Here is a 12,516-nt window from a genome sequence, read left to right as displayed (position 1 = left end):
TCAGGGCGTCCGAGGGGTGGTTCGAATCCTGGGGCCGGGCGGTTGTCCCCCCGGCTGTTCCCCGCACCTGATCGCTGTGGCACAGCTGACTCCTTCACCACGTTACGGAAGGTCCGCCGGTGGTTTCACATAGGCGGCCTCGACTGCCGGGTGGCCGCGCAGAGCCGTGGCGACGGCCTCGGCATCCACGCCGGCGGGGACGGCGACCCGTTGCCATCCGATGAGGGCGGGGTCGCCGACGCCGGGGTGCAACGGCTCCGCGGTGACGCCGAAGCGCCGCTCCAGCAGCCGCCGGACGTCCGGGGCATCAGAGACATCAGGGACGTCCACCGTCCCGGCCGTCTCGGGACGCGACGGCGATCGGAGTTGGACGATGACTTCGGCATCGGCATCGGCGTCGGCATCGGCATCGGCCACAGGTCTGCCCCCTCCCCCGGACACCTCCGGTGACCGCGAGCGAGCGGGTCGCTCGCGGTCACGAGGCCCGGCCGACCCTAATGAGGGACCGTCACCGGACCGTCTGCCGCGGCGTCACGGCGCGCGGAGGACCTCTGTGCGGCGTGCGACCGCACCCTCCGGTCGGCTGATTTCGGCTTGTGTGGCGCGAGGGCATTTCCTTCATTCATTCGAGTGAGGGGAACCGTGGACTTGCCCCCGTAACGCAAGGATCTCCGGCATCGTTCTTGGTGTGCCGGAACAATAGAGATCAGCCTTGCCCAATCTCGATCAGGAGGCCGATCACTCCCAGCACTGCTGTTGGATCGGGCGTGCAGGCAAGGAGAGTGGGACCCAATGGCCGGATGGAACTTAGCTCCGATAGTCGCCAGTTCGTTCGCTCTGGCCGTCTCCGCATGGATGATCATTGTCGGACGCAAGCTTGTGACGGCCGCGCGCGACAGCGCCAGACTCGCCGAACAGGCCGCGAAATCAGCGGAAGTCACATCCAACCTGCTGACTGCCACACAGAAGACGGGTGGCGTCAGGCAACCCGAGCGGGCTACCACGCGAGAGTGAAACCTTCGGGCGCCCCAGTTGCCTTGGCGCCTCTTTGTCGTTGTCAGCATCGGAATGTTCGCGCTGACAGAGGAAGCCAAGCATGGAGCCGGTTTCTATCGGCGTTTCGGTGGCCTTGGGCTGTGCGCAGCTGTTGCTGGGGCGGAAGATGCTCAAGGTGGCGAAGAGGAGCACCGAGGCTGCCGAGCGGTCCGCCGCCATCGCGAGGAGCGCGCTCCAGAGGGCCGCGGAGTTCAGCATCGAGCAGGACCACTCCGGGAATCTTCTTCGATACCTGGGTGACGAGACGATTCGCTTCGAGTTGCTCTCCCGAGACCTTCCCGGGGCCATCTCGCTGACGCCGTCCCGCAGCGAGCTCGACCCCGGCGAAGCCGTCCGGTTCTCGGTGGTTCACACCTCAAGCACAGATCACCCTCCGCAGCTCTGGGTCAAGGTGTGGCGTGACACGCGTCAGTTCGAGATCGCGGTCCCCTGGCGAACCCAGTCACCTTGAGCAGGCTCGCGGGGCACCTCACCACCACGGATTCCGGAGCCCTGCCATGCCTCAGTCCCTCTCAGGACCGACCGAAGCGGACGCCTTCCTGGCCGTGTGCGGACACACGCACCTCTTTCCAGGTGCCCGCTGCCGCGTTCAGGGACTCCCCGATCCCCGCACCTTCGCAGCAGACCCGTGGCCGATCGAACTGGAACTGCGCCTCGCCGACGATGTGGTCACCGAGGCGGAGTTGCACATCGCAGAGCCGACAGGCCCCGTGCTCACCGTCCTGGCCTACACCACCGGCGCAGGTACCCCCATCGACGAACGCACCTGGCTGATCCGGGAGATCATCCGAGCGGAAGACGACGTCGAGCTGACGATCGGTGGTCGTGTCTCGCCCTGAGCACCGCACCCGAGTGCGAACCGGCCGGGGTCTCTGGACACCGGTTTCGGGCAGCTCGATCCTCACGGCCATGGCTGTGATTGTGGTGATCGGCGTCGCCGGGAGGTTTGTGCGGGGCAAATCGGCAGGTTCACCCCAATCCAGCTAAACTCGACCGCCCACTCTCAACGCCAGGAGCTGTCTGATGCCGCTCGCCCTGTACCTGCCCGGCTCCGGCTCCCTGCCGCGCTGGGTGCAGATCACGGTCGGCGTCGTGGTCCTGGGTCTGATCGCGGCCCGAATCTGGCTGACGTTCCGCCGCCGGAAGTAGCCGTCTTCGCCGGTTCCCGCCCCGCTCCCCCACCCGCCCCGTCACACTCCAGGCATGGACGAGGTCGTCTTCGTGGTGCGGGTCGCGAGCAGGGCCGTCCGCGTCGCACGCGCCGTACCTGCCCGCGAGAGCGCTGACGCCGAATGACGTCGGTCTTCACCAGCCTCATCGCCGTCACCGGCACGTTGCTCGGTGCGGCGCTCGGCTACTTCCTGCAGCGGCGCTCCGCGAACCGTGCCGAGCAGCAGGCCGCCGTACTCGCCTTCGCCAACGCCATCACCGCCGTCATCCTCAACCAGCAGGACCGTTGGCATCGCGCCGCCGAGGACCCTGGCGGCCCCGAAGACCTAGTTGCGCAACGCGAGAGTCACCGGCTGCGCAACGTCGCTCGGCAGGCCATGAACGGAGTGGCCCTGCACGTCCCGATTGCCGCCGTACTCAATCAGGCAGAGGCGACGTTCTGGACCGCGAGCGAAGTTCACAGCGCCCCAACCGCAGCTGATCGCACCACACGGTCCAGGGCGGCGCACCAGTCCGTCCGCACCTTCATCACCCTCGCCAGCAAAGCCGTCCGCTAGAACACGGGGAGGTTCTCGACCCCACCTGGACGCCGGCTGTCGCCTCCCAGAAGCCCAGGGACTTCACCCCTTGCTCGACCCCAACGTCAGCCCCGCGATGAAGTGCCGCTGCAACAGCAGGAAGACAAGGACCGTCGGCAGCGCCACCAGGACCGAGCCTGCCGCCAGGAGGTTGTAGTCCGTGAAGAATTGGCCCCGCAGGTTGTTCAGGGATGACGTGATCGGGAGTTTGTCGGGGTTCGAGATGAAGATCAGGGCCCAGAGGAAGTCGTTGTAGATCCAGGTGAATTCCAGTGTGCCGAGCGCTGCAAGCGCGGGGCGGCACAGCGGCAGCGTGATGCGCCAGAACTGGGTCCATACGCCCGCGCCGTCCACGATCGCCGCCTCCAGGATTTCCTGCGGCAGCGTCCGCATGAAATTGGAGAGCACGAAGACGCAGAAGCCCACCTGGAAGCCGATGTTGACGATGATGATCGCCCAGTACGAGTCGTACAGGGTGAGGGAGTCGGACATCCACCAGGGCAGGGGGATTTTCAGGAAGAGGACGTAGAGCGGGGTGACGAGGACCTGCGGCGGCAGCAGGTTTCCCGCCGTGAAGAACATCAGCAGGATCATTCCCCCGCGGATGCGCAGGCGGGAGACGGCGAACGCCACGAACGACGCGAGGAAGAGCGTGACGAGGACCGCCGGGACCGCGATGAGCAAGGTGTTGGTGAAGTACTTGCCCATGCCGGAATCGCTGTAGGCCTGGCGGTAGTAGTCGAACGACAGGCTCTTCGGGAACGAGAAATAGCCGTGCTTCGCCGTTTCCTCGTACGGGCGCAAGGAGGCGTAGACCGCCAGGAGCAGTGGCGCAAGGAAGCCCAGGGTCACCGCCATCAGGAAGATGTGGACCCCGAAACGGCCGGGGCGGCGGCTGCGGCCGATTCGCTTGGCCGTGGGCGGCGCGGATGCGGTGGCGTGCGGCGTGGTCTGGATGTCGGCGGTCATCGGTCGCGCGCACCTCGCAGCTCTTGGACCAGGAACGTCACGATGAATCCGAGCGAGACGGTCAGGAGTACGACCGCGATGGCCGAGCCGAATCCGATGCGGCTCGCCTCGCCGATGATGTTGTCGGTGATGAGAACGGAGAGCAGTTCAAGGCCGTTGCGGCCCTTGTTGACCGCGTAGACGATGTCGAAGGCACGCAGGGCCTCGATGACCGTGATGACGCCGACGATGACATTCACGGGGCGGAGTGTCGGGAAGACGACGCGGAAGAATGTCTGGCGGGCGTTCGCGCCGTCTATCTGTGCTGCTTCTTTCAGGGCCGGGTCGACGGATTTCAGGCCGGCCAGGTACAGGATCATGACGTATCCCGTGTGCCGCCAGCTCGCCGCCAGCATCATCATCCAGATGTTGATGTCGGAGTTCCCGAGCCAGTCGATCGGGTCGTTCTGGTTGTCGAGGATGGTGTTGACCACGCCCTGGTCGGTGCCGAGGATCAGCTGGGCCATGAAGCCGACCACGGCGAGCGAGAGCACCACCGGCATGTAGAGCACGGACTGGTAGAAACGGCTGAAGCGGACTCCTCGGTCGATGACCACCGCGAGGAGCAGGCCGAACGGCGTTGCCACCAGGCCGAGGAAGGCGATCCACAGCAGGTTGTGGCGGACGGCGGGCCAGAACGCCGGGTAGTTGTCGACCAGGTTCTCGTAGTTCTTTCCGCCCACCCACTGGATGTCGCCTATGCCGTCCCAGGACGTGAAGGACAGGCCGACGGAGGCCAGGGTCGGGCCCCAGATGATGAAGACGTCAAGGAGGACGGGAATTCCCAGAAGCACGCCGAGCACGGCGATGTCACGGCGTGTGAAGCGCCGTGGTCCTCGCCGTCCGGCGCGCCGCGCGGTTTTCTGCGGCACGGGTGCGATCCCTCGCTACTCAGCTGACGTCCGACGAGAAGATGTCCTTCTTCTGGCGCTCGATGCTGTTGACCAGGCCGTCGACGTCCTTGGGATTGTCGATGAAGTCCTGCAGCGCCTTGATCATGACGGTCTGTGCGAAGTCGGGCCGGGTGTCACGGTCGAGGAACTGCGAGATCTGTTTGGCCCCGGCGACGAGTTCGGCCGATTTCTTCTGCAGCGGGCTGTACTTGCTGGTGTCGGCGCCCTCGTTGACCGCGACGTTGTTCGGGTCCCCGGCCAGATAGACATCCTCGGCCTTCGGCGTCCCGAGCCACTCCAGGAGTTCCTTGGCGCCGTCGACGTTCTTCGACTTCTTCGCCACCAGGAATCCGTCGATCGGCGCCTCCACGGCATCCTGCCCGTGCGCCGGATCGATCTCGGGGAAGGCGAAGAAATCGATGTCGTCGCGTTCGTTCGCCGGGAACTGCTGGCCGGGGTGCGGCATTCCGAAGACGGCCATGGCCGTCTTGCGCTGCTGCAGTCCCTGGCCCGCCTCTTCCCAGGTGCGGCCGAGCGCGCCCTTCTGGTAGTACGGCATGAGTTCGCGCCACAGGTCGAAGACCTTCTTGACCTTCGTGTCGGTCCAGGCTTCCTCGCCGGCCATCAGGGACTTGTGGAACTCGTATCCGTTCAGGCGCATGTTGATGTAGTCGAAGGTGCCCATGGCGGGCCAGCCGTCCTTGTCGCAGAAGGCGACCGGTATGCCGTCCTTGCTCATCTTCTTGGCGAGCGCGATGAACTGGTCCCAGGTCTTTGCCTGTTCGTAGCCCTGCTTCTCAAAGAGGCTCTTGCGGTGGAAGACGGCCCATGGGTAGTAGTAATACGGCACGAAGTACTGCTTGCCTTCGTGTGTGGACTGCTCACGCAGCGCGTCGGAGAAGCCCTTGAAGCCCTTCCATACGTCGCTGATGTCGATCAGCAGGCCCTTCTCCGCGAAGTACTGCATGCGGTAGCCCGCGAACCACATGAAGACGTCGTCGGGCGTGCCCTGCAGATAGCGCGTGATGTTCTGCTGGAACTCGTTGTGCTCTGTCGTGTTGACCTTGACGGTCTTCCCGGACTTCTTCTCATAGGCGTCGAAGGCGGCGGCGAACGCCTTCTTGGGCACGGCGTCCGATGAATTGGAGCCCATCGTGACTTCGTTCTTGTTGCCGCCCGGGCCATCACCACAGGCCGTGAGCAGGGCCGGAAGGGTGACCGCTCCGGCGCCGGCGGCCGCACCGCGCAGGACATTCCGCCGTGACATCCGATGTCCTGACATGCTTCGAGGCGTGGCAGGACCCATGAACGATGACTGTGCCATGTCCCCCTCCAAGGGGTGCAAACGAACACAACCGAACGCAAGGGTTGGATCCCACTCCCAAGCGCCACCGCAGTCAAGGGTTTCGGCGTCCGGGTGCTCGAACCGTTACGGCTCCTCTTCCAACAGAGTCCAACACGGCCTACCGTAAGCGCGCACCTCTGACACGTACATGCAGTCCCCCAACTTCTGCGAGTACGGAGGAATGTAACGATGCGTCACATCTCACCCCTCACAGCGCGTCGAAGAGTCGTCGGGTCACTGGCCGCCGCACTGCTGTGCGCCGCAGGGCTCGCGGCACCGGCGGCGGCGCGCGACACGGGCAGCGCTAGTGACACGAGCGGCGTGCGTGACACGGGCAGCCGGAGCGCGGCCGAGAGGCCTGCCACCTCCGGGGCGAAGCTCCCCGACGATCTCGCCCTCACCCCGCCCATGGGCTTCAACAACTGGAACTCCACCCATTGCAGGGCCGAGTTCGACGAGGCGATGGTCAAGGGAATCGCGGACATCTTCGTGGAGAAGGGCCTCAAGGACGCCGGATATCAGTACGTCAATCTCGACGACTGCTGGGCGCTGCCCGAGCGGGACGCGAACGGCAAACTGGTGCCCGATCCCAAGCGATTCCCCAATGGAATCAAGGGAGTTGCCGATTACGTCCACGCCAAGGGGCTCAATCTCGGCATCTACACCAGCGCAGGCACCAAGACCTGCAGCGACATCGGCTTCCCGGGCGCGCTCGGCCATGAGGCCAGCGACGCCCAGCAGTTCGCCGACTGGGGCGTCGACTACCTCAAGTACGACAACTGCAACAACCAGGGCGTCGACGCCAAGAAGCGGTACAACACCATGCGCGACGCACTGAAAGCCACCGGCCGCCCCATCGTCTACAGCATCTGCGAGTGGGGCGAGAACAAGCCCTGGGAGTGGGCCGCCGACGTCGGGCACCTGTGGCGCACCACCGGCGACATCAGCGACAACTGGTCCTCGATGCTGTCGATCATGAAGCAGAACCTGCCGCTCGCCAAGTACGCGGGCCCGGGCCACTGGAACGACCCGGACATGCTCGAGGTCGGCAACGGCGGCATGACGGACACCGAGTACCGCACGCACTTCTCGATGTGGTCGATCATGGCCTCGCCCCTGCTCATCGGCTCCGACCTGCGCAAGGCCACGCCCGAGACCTTCGAGATCATCGGCAACAAGGAAGTCATCGCCGTCGACCAGGACCCGCTGGGCAGACAGGGTGAGGTGCTGTCGTCGGAGGGCGGCCGCTGGGTCGTGGCCAAGGAGATGAAGGACGGCAGCCGGACGGTCGCGCTCTTCAACGAGACAGGCACCGCCCAGTCGATCGCCACGTCGGCGAAGGCCGTCGGCCTCCCGGCCGCGGACGGGTACACCCTGCGCGACCTGTGGCAGCACAAGAGCTACAACACGGCGGGCAAGATCTCGGCGACCGTCCCCGCGCACGGCACCGTACTGCTGCGCGTCGCGGCGGACGGCAAGTGGGCCAAGAACCCGCCCGCGGTCGAACTCGGCCTGGACGGCGCCCCGTTGGTGGAGGCGGGCAAGCCGCAGAAGCTGACGTCGAAGGTCACCAACCTCGGCCGCACCCCCGCGCAGAAGGTGTCCGCCACCTTCGTCGGCCCCTCCGGCTGGCGGATCAAGGCGACCTCGCCCTCGACCGCGAGCTCCCTGGGGACGGGCAAGTCGCTGAGTACGTCCTGGTCGGTGACCGCACCGCAGGGCGCGGCTCCGGGGGCGTACGACCTGACGCTCAAGGCCGCCTACCGCTCCCCCGCCGGCACGCGCGCCGAGAGCGTGCTGCCGCTCACCGCCCATGTCGTCGTGGCACCACCCGCGGGCGAATCGGCGGTCAGTGACCTGCCGTGGATGTCGACGGTCAACGGCTGGGGCCCCGTCGAGAAGAACACCAGCAACGGCGAGAGCGAGGCGGGCGACGGCAAACCGCTCACCATCGGCGGGGTCGTCTACGCCAAGGGGCTCGGGGTGCACGCCGACAGCGCCGTCGAGTACTACACCGGCGGGTCCTGCGAGAAGGTCACCGCACAGGTGGGCGTCGACGACGAGAAGGATCCGAAGGGCACGGTCACCTTCGAGATCTGGGCCGACGGCAAGAAGGCCGCTTCGACCGGCGTCCTCACCAACGCCGATGCCGCGAAGGGCCTTTCGGCCGACGTGACAGGAGCCCAGGTCGTACGCCTCGTCGTCACGGACGGCGCGGACGGCAGGGACTCCGACCACGCGGACTGGGCGGAGCCGGTGCTCAGTTGCTGAACTCCTGCTCCTGAACTCCTGCTCCTGCTCCTGCTCCTGATCTGCTGAGCCGCATCGCGTGGGCCAGTAAGTGCGGGCCGGGCCGATGAACTTCGGCCCGGCCCGCGCTCGATCCGTCCCCTCCGGGCCCCATGGGGGCGGGCCCGGAGCCGGTCAGCTCCCCACAGCGGGGCGCAGGTCCGCCGCACTGGCCTCCTGGCTGAGCGCGGCCGCCGCGGCCCCCACGAGTCCCGCGTCCGTCCCCATCAGGGCCGGACCCACGGTCAGATGACGTACGAACGAAAGCGTGGCGTAGTCCCGCAGCGACCGGCGCAGCGGGTCGAAGAGCACGCTTCCCGCCTTCGCCACCCCGCCCCCGATCACGGCGATGTCGATCTCGACGAGCGTCGCCGTGGCCGCGATCCCCGCGGCGAGCGCCTGTGCCGCCCGCTCGAAGGAGGCGACGGCGACCGGGTCACCGGCCCGCGCGGCGACGGCCACCGCGGCGGCGGACGTGTCGCCGTCGGCCCCCGGACGCCATCCGCCCTCGATCGCGCGCCGCGCGATGTTGGGCCCACTCGCTATGCGCTCCACGCAGCCACGCGCACCGCACGGGCAGGGGTCGCCGTCCAGATCGACGCTGATGTGCCCGATGTGGCCCGCGTTCCCCGTGGGGCCGGGGTGCAGCTTGCCGCCGAGGATCAGTCCGCCCCCGACTCCCGTGGACACCACCATGCACAGCGCGTTGTCGTGGCCCCGGGCCGCGCCCTGCCAGTGCTCGGCCGCCGTCATCGCGACGCCGTCCCCGACCAGCTCGACCGGGAGGCCGCCGGTGGCCGCGCGCACCCGCTCGACCAGCGGGTAGCCGCGCCATCCGGGGACGTTCACGGGGCTGACCGTGCCCGCCGATGCGTCCACGGGACCCGCACTGCCGATGCCGACCGCGCGGGCTCCGCCCCACAGCGGGGAGCGCGTGAGCTCGCCCAGAACCTCCTCCACCGCCCGCATCACGGTGTCGCCGTCCTCGCGCGCGGGCGTGGGCCGCTGGGCGCGCAGCAGGATCCGGCCGCGGCCGTCCACCAGGGCGCCGGCGATCTTGGTGCCGCCGATGTCGAGTGCGGCGACGAGGTCCGTGTGCATCAGTGTCAGATCTCCCGGTGGAAAGGGCAGGCCGCTCTCCTGGTGAAAGTGCAGGCCGGAGAATGTGATGGACAGTCTCTCTCGCATCTGACAACGTTGTCCAGGTTCTATGCTCGACGCCACATCACTTACGCACCACTTTCAGCTCACCTTCGTCGACGACAGGACAGCGCACCGTGGCCGAGACCGCCAGCCGACCCGAGCGACCCGAACCCCGCTACGGCAACCGTCCGACCATGAAGGACGTCGCCGCCCGCGCAGGGGTCGGCCTCAAGACGGTCTCCCGCGTCGTGAACGGCGAGCCGGGCGTCACCCCGGACACCGAACGCCGCGTCCAGGAGGCCATCGACGCCCTGGGCTTCCGTCGCAACGACAGCGCGCGGGTGCTGCGCAAGGGCCGCACGGCCAGCATCGGCCTGGTCCTCGAAGACCTCGCCGACCCGTTCTACGGGCCGCTCAGCCGCGCCGTCGAGGAAGTGGCCCGCGCCCACGGCGCGCTCCTGATCAACGGTTCGAGCGCCGAGGACCCGGACCGCGAGCAGGAGTTGGTGCTCGCCCTGTGCGCGCGCCGGGTCGACGGTCTGGTCGTCATCCCGGCCGGTGACGACCACCGCTATCTGGAGCCGGAGATCGCCGCCGGTGTCGCCACCGTCTTCGTCGACCGTCCCGCCGGGAAGATCGACGCCGATGTCGTGCTCTCGGACAGTTTCGGCGGCGCGCGCGACGGCGTCGCCCACCTCATCGCCCACGGCCACCGCCGTATCGGCTTCATCGGTGACCAGCCGCGCATCCACACCGCCATAGAGCGCCTGCGCGGCTACCGCGCGGCCATGGAGGACGCGGGCATCCCCGTCCAGGAGGAGTGGATGTCGCTCGGCCCCACCGCCCCGGACCGCGTCGAGCAGGCCACCAGGACCATGCTGGGCGGCTCCGAACCCGTCACGGCGATCTTCGCGGGCAACAACCGTGTGACGGTGACGGTCGTCCGCGTCCTCGCCGGTCTCCCCCGCCCCGTGGCCCTCGTCGGCTTCGACGACATCGAGCTCGCGGACCTGCTGCGGCCGGGCGTGACCGTCGTCGCCCAGGACGCCGCGCAGCTGGGCAGGACCGCCGCCGAGCGCCTGTTCCGTCAGCTCGACGGCGCGTCCGACGCCCCGGAGCGCATCGAGCTCCCGACGCGTCTGATCCAGCGTGGGTCGGGCGAACTGCCGCCCGCGGGCTGACAGTTGGCGGCGCGGGGGCGGTCAGCAGACCGGGAGGCCGGGCAGCGGCTTGTCGTTGTCGCCGCCCTTGATGTAGACGTCGCTGATGAAGACGTTGCTGTTGCCGCTGTCGTCGTCCGTCTTGGCCCACCAGACGTTCGTCCACTCGCCGTGCGTCTCGCGTCGGCCCAGGTTCTGCTGGCAGTAGAAGTAGTTCGTGCCCGCGTTCAGTACGCCCGCCTCGGCGCCCGACGCGGTGTACGAGGTGGCGCTGCGCCAGACCGAGCAGTCGTACTTGCCGCCGCCCGCGGCGTGGCAGGCGGCTTCCGGGGCCGGGTCGCCGCCGCCCGATGTGCCGCCGGAGCCGTCGGAGCCGCCGCCCGTCGTGCCGCCGTCCTCGGTCGGCCCGGAGGAGGGCTTGGGACCGGCCGTCGGTCTCTTGGTGGGCTTGGGGTCGTCCTTGCCGGAGGAGGGCTTCGCATCCGGCTTCCGGGTCTTCTCGTCGCCCTGCTTCGAGGGCTTGGGGCCGTCCGTGCCGTCCAGCTCGCCCCTGCTGGTGTCGGCCTCCGGCTCGGCCGCGTCCCGGTCCCCGGAGGAGGCCGGTCGCTGGGCCTGGCTGCCGCTGTCGCCGCCGTTGTTGACGAGGGCCACGGTGACGCCGGTCGCCGCCAGGACGACGGCGACGGCCACCGCGGCGAGCAGCGCACGGCCGCGGCGCGGTCGTCGCTCTGGGGGTGGTGTGGCCGCCTGGCCGGAGGGAGGCAGGGACGGTCCGGAGGGGTGCGCCGCCGGTCCGGAGGGATGCGCCGCTGGTCCGGAGATGTGCACCGGCGGGGCCGATGCCGCGAGCGGTGGGCCGAAGCCCGGGGGCGGCCCGCTCGGGATGCTGCGCTCCGTGGTCTCCCTCGGCCGCGGCTCGGGCTCGCGCAGTGCGGCGGTCACCGCGCCGCCGGCCGCGTCGGCGAGGATCAGCGCCGCCTGCTGTGCGTCCGGCCGCGCCTGCGGGTCCTTGTGCATCAGCTGTTGAAGCACGGGGATCAGAGGGCCCGCCCACTGCGGCTCGGGCAGCGGGTCGGTGACGATCGCGGTGAGCGTGGACCACGTCGACGTACGGCGGAACGGGGATGCGCCCTCGACCGCCGCGTACAGCGTGGCGCCCAGGGCCCATACGTCGGAGGCGGGTCCTGGGTCCTGGCCCTGGGCGCGCTCGGGCGCCAAGTAGTCCAGGGAGCCGACCAGTTCGCCGCTGCGGGTGAGGTGGGTGGCGGAGCCGTCGCCCGGGTCGTCCATCGTGGCGATGCCGAAGTCGGTCAGGACGACGCGGCCGCCGGTCTCCAGGAGGATGTTGCCGGGCTTCACGTCGCGGTGCAGGACTCCGGCGCGGTGGGCGGCGGCGAGCGCCTCCATGACCTTGGCGCCGATGGCCGCCGCATCGCGGGGATCGAGGGTGCCGCGCTCGCGCAGCACGTCGTCCAGGGAGGGCCCTTCGACCAGTTCCATGACGATCAGGGGCCGCCCGTCGACCTCCGCCACGTCGTGCACGGCGACGACCCCGGAGTGGCGCACGCGGGCTGCCGCACGGGCCTCGCGCTGCATCCGCACGCGCAGGTCGGCCAGTTCGGGACCGGCCGCGTCCGTGTACGTGCGCAGTTCCTTGACGGCGACCTCGCGGCTGAGCACCTCGTCCACGGCGCGCCAGACGACGCCCATCCCGCCGCGCCCCAGCTGAGCCGTCACGCGATAGCGCCCGGCAAGCAGCCGTCCGACACCGCCCGTCTGTTCCTGATCCCCCGAAGTCACCGCTGCCCCGTTCCTGTGACACCACTTTTCGTGGCTCACAGACTACGGGGCAGGGGTGACAGCGCGTGCCGGGA

Annotated in this window: 13 protein-coding genes; 7 read left to right on the top strand and 6 right to left on the bottom strand. The window is 68.5% G+C overall.

Annotated features, from left to right (window positions below):
• Positions 1-102: 102 nt before the first annotated feature.
• Complete coding sequence (locus ABZ833_RS19750) at positions 103-417, bottom strand: hypothetical protein (RefSeq protein WP_361048320.1); 315 nt, start codon at positions 415-417, stop codon at positions 103-105.
• Between the two features lie 375 nt (positions 418-792).
• Between ABZ833_RS19750 and ABZ833_RS19745 the strand changes: the two genes are divergently transcribed.
• From ABZ833_RS19745 to ABZ833_RS19725, 5 genes are all read left to right on the top strand, one after another.
• Positions 793-1,014 (top strand): hypothetical protein, encoded by a 222-nt coding sequence (locus tag ABZ833_RS19745; RefSeq protein ID WP_361048318.1) that lies wholly within the window; start codon positions 793-795, stop codon positions 1,012-1,014.
• A gap of 82 nt (positions 1,015-1,096) precedes the next feature.
• Positions 1,097-1,507: a hypothetical protein gene (locus ABZ833_RS19740; RefSeq protein WP_361048316.1), complete on the top strand. Its 411-nt coding sequence runs from the start codon at positions 1,097-1,099 to the stop codon at positions 1,505-1,507.
• 46 nt (positions 1,508-1,553) lie between these two features.
• Complete coding sequence (locus ABZ833_RS19735) at positions 1,554-1,895, top strand: hypothetical protein (protein WP_361048314.1); 342 nt, start codon at positions 1,554-1,556, stop codon at positions 1,893-1,895.
• Positions 1,896-2,079: 184 nt separating this feature from the next.
• Positions 2,080-2,205: a hypothetical protein gene (locus ABZ833_RS19730; protein ID WP_361048312.1), complete on the top strand. Its 126-nt coding sequence runs from the start codon at positions 2,080-2,082 to the stop codon at positions 2,203-2,205.
• Between the two features lie 143 nt (positions 2,206-2,348).
• Positions 2,349-2,783 (top strand): hypothetical protein, encoded by a 435-nt coding sequence (locus ABZ833_RS19725; protein ID WP_361048310.1) that lies wholly within the window; start codon positions 2,349-2,351, stop codon positions 2,781-2,783.
• Between the two features lie 63 nt (positions 2,784-2,846).
• Here the strand turns inward: ABZ833_RS19725 and ABZ833_RS19720 are convergent, their stop codons facing one another.
• From ABZ833_RS19720 to ABZ833_RS19710, 3 genes are read right to left on the bottom strand one after another with little or no spacing between them, the layout of a single operon-like run.
• Positions 2,847-3,773 (bottom strand): carbohydrate ABC transporter permease, encoded by a 927-nt coding sequence (locus ABZ833_RS19720; RefSeq protein WP_361048308.1) that lies wholly within the window; start codon positions 3,771-3,773, stop codon positions 2,847-2,849.
• Complete coding sequence (locus tag ABZ833_RS19715) at positions 3,770-4,684, bottom strand: sugar ABC transporter permease (protein ID WP_361048306.1); 915 nt, start codon at positions 4,682-4,684, stop codon at positions 3,770-3,772. The genes ABZ833_RS19720 and ABZ833_RS19715 overlap by 4 nt, the downstream gene beginning before the upstream one ends.
• Before the next feature lie 19 nt (positions 4,685-4,703).
• A complete protein-coding gene (locus ABZ833_RS19710; protein WP_361048304.1) occupies positions 4,704-5,972 on the bottom strand; it encodes an ABC transporter substrate-binding protein in 1,269 nt (422 codons plus the stop codon).
• Between the two features lie 267 nt (positions 5,973-6,239).
• Between ABZ833_RS19710 and ABZ833_RS19705 the strand changes: the two genes are divergently transcribed.
• Positions 6,240-8,321, top strand: coding sequence for an NPCBM/NEW2 domain-containing protein (locus tag ABZ833_RS19705; protein WP_361048302.1), 2,082 nt, complete (start codon positions 6,240-6,242; stop codon positions 8,319-8,321).
• A 153-nt stretch (positions 8,322-8,474) separates the two neighbouring features.
• Here ABZ833_RS19705 and ABZ833_RS19700 read toward each other — a convergent pair whose 3' ends face one another.
• Positions 8,475-9,440 carry an ROK family protein gene (locus tag ABZ833_RS19700; protein ID WP_361048300.1) on the bottom strand — a complete coding sequence of 322 codons (966 nt, stop codon included), beginning with the start codon at positions 9,438-9,440 and terminating at the stop codon, positions 8,475-8,477.
• Between the two features lie 236 nt (positions 9,441-9,676).
• Between ABZ833_RS19700 and ABZ833_RS19695 the strand changes: the two genes are divergently transcribed.
• A complete protein-coding gene (locus tag ABZ833_RS19695) occupies positions 9,677-10,663 on the top strand; it encodes a LacI family DNA-binding transcriptional regulator (RefSeq protein ID WP_361048748.1) in 987 nt (328 codons plus the stop codon).
• A gap of 21 nt (positions 10,664-10,684) precedes the next feature.
• Here the strand turns inward: ABZ833_RS19695 and ABZ833_RS19690 are convergent, their stop codons facing one another.
• Complete coding sequence (locus ABZ833_RS19690) at positions 10,685-12,442, bottom strand: serine/threonine-protein kinase (RefSeq protein ID WP_361048298.1); 1,758 nt, start codon at positions 12,440-12,442, stop codon at positions 10,685-10,687.
• Positions 12,443-12,516 lie beyond the last annotated feature (74 nt).

The organism is Streptomyces sp. NPDC047525, from assembly GCF_040643025.1.
GTDB lineage: Bacteria > Actinomycetota > Actinomycetes > Streptomycetales > Streptomycetaceae > Streptomyces > Streptomyces durmitorensis.
Note: the sequence above shows the minus strand (reverse complement) of the source record. Positions and strands in the feature narration are given on the sequence as shown.

What these genes read in the sequence shown, in the direction of transcription:
- ABZ833_RS19745 (WP_361048318.1), top strand. Translation starts at nt 793, where the DNA reads ATGGCCGGATGGAACTTAGCTCCGATAGTCGCCAGTTCGTTCGCTCTG.
- ABZ833_RS19740 (WP_361048316.1), top strand. Translation starts at nt 1,097, where the DNA reads ATGGAGCCGGTTTCTATCGGCGTTTCGGTGGCCTTGGGCTGTGCGCAG.
- ABZ833_RS19735 (WP_361048314.1), top strand. Translation starts at nt 1,554, where the DNA reads ATGCCTCAGTCCCTCTCAGGACCGACCGAAGCGGACGCCTTCCTGGCC.
- ABZ833_RS19730 (WP_361048312.1), top strand. Translation starts at nt 2,080, where the DNA reads ATGCCGCTCGCCCTGTACCTGCCCGGCTCCGGCTCCCTGCCGCGCTGG.
- ABZ833_RS19725 (WP_361048310.1), top strand. Translation starts at nt 2,349, where the DNA reads ATGACGTCGGTCTTCACCAGCCTCATCGCCGTCACCGGCACGTTGCTC.
- ABZ833_RS19720 (WP_361048308.1), bottom strand. Translation starts at nt 3,773, where the DNA reads ATGACCGCCGACATCCAGACCACGCCGCACGCCACCGCATCCGCGCCG.
- ABZ833_RS19710 (WP_361048304.1), bottom strand. Translation starts at nt 5,972, where the DNA reads ATGTCACGGCGGAATGTCCTGCGCGGTGCGGCCGCCGGCGCCGGAGCG.
- ABZ833_RS19705 (WP_361048302.1), top strand. Translation starts at nt 6,240, where the DNA reads ATGCGTCACATCTCACCCCTCACAGCGCGTCGAAGAGTCGTCGGGTCA.
- ABZ833_RS19700 (WP_361048300.1), bottom strand. Translation starts at nt 9,440, where the DNA reads ATGCACACGGACCTCGTCGCCGCACTCGACATCGGCGGCACCAAGATC.
- ABZ833_RS19695 (WP_361048748.1), top strand. Translation starts at nt 9,677, where the DNA reads ATGAAGGACGTCGCCGCCCGCGCAGGGGTCGGCCTCAAGACGGTCTCC.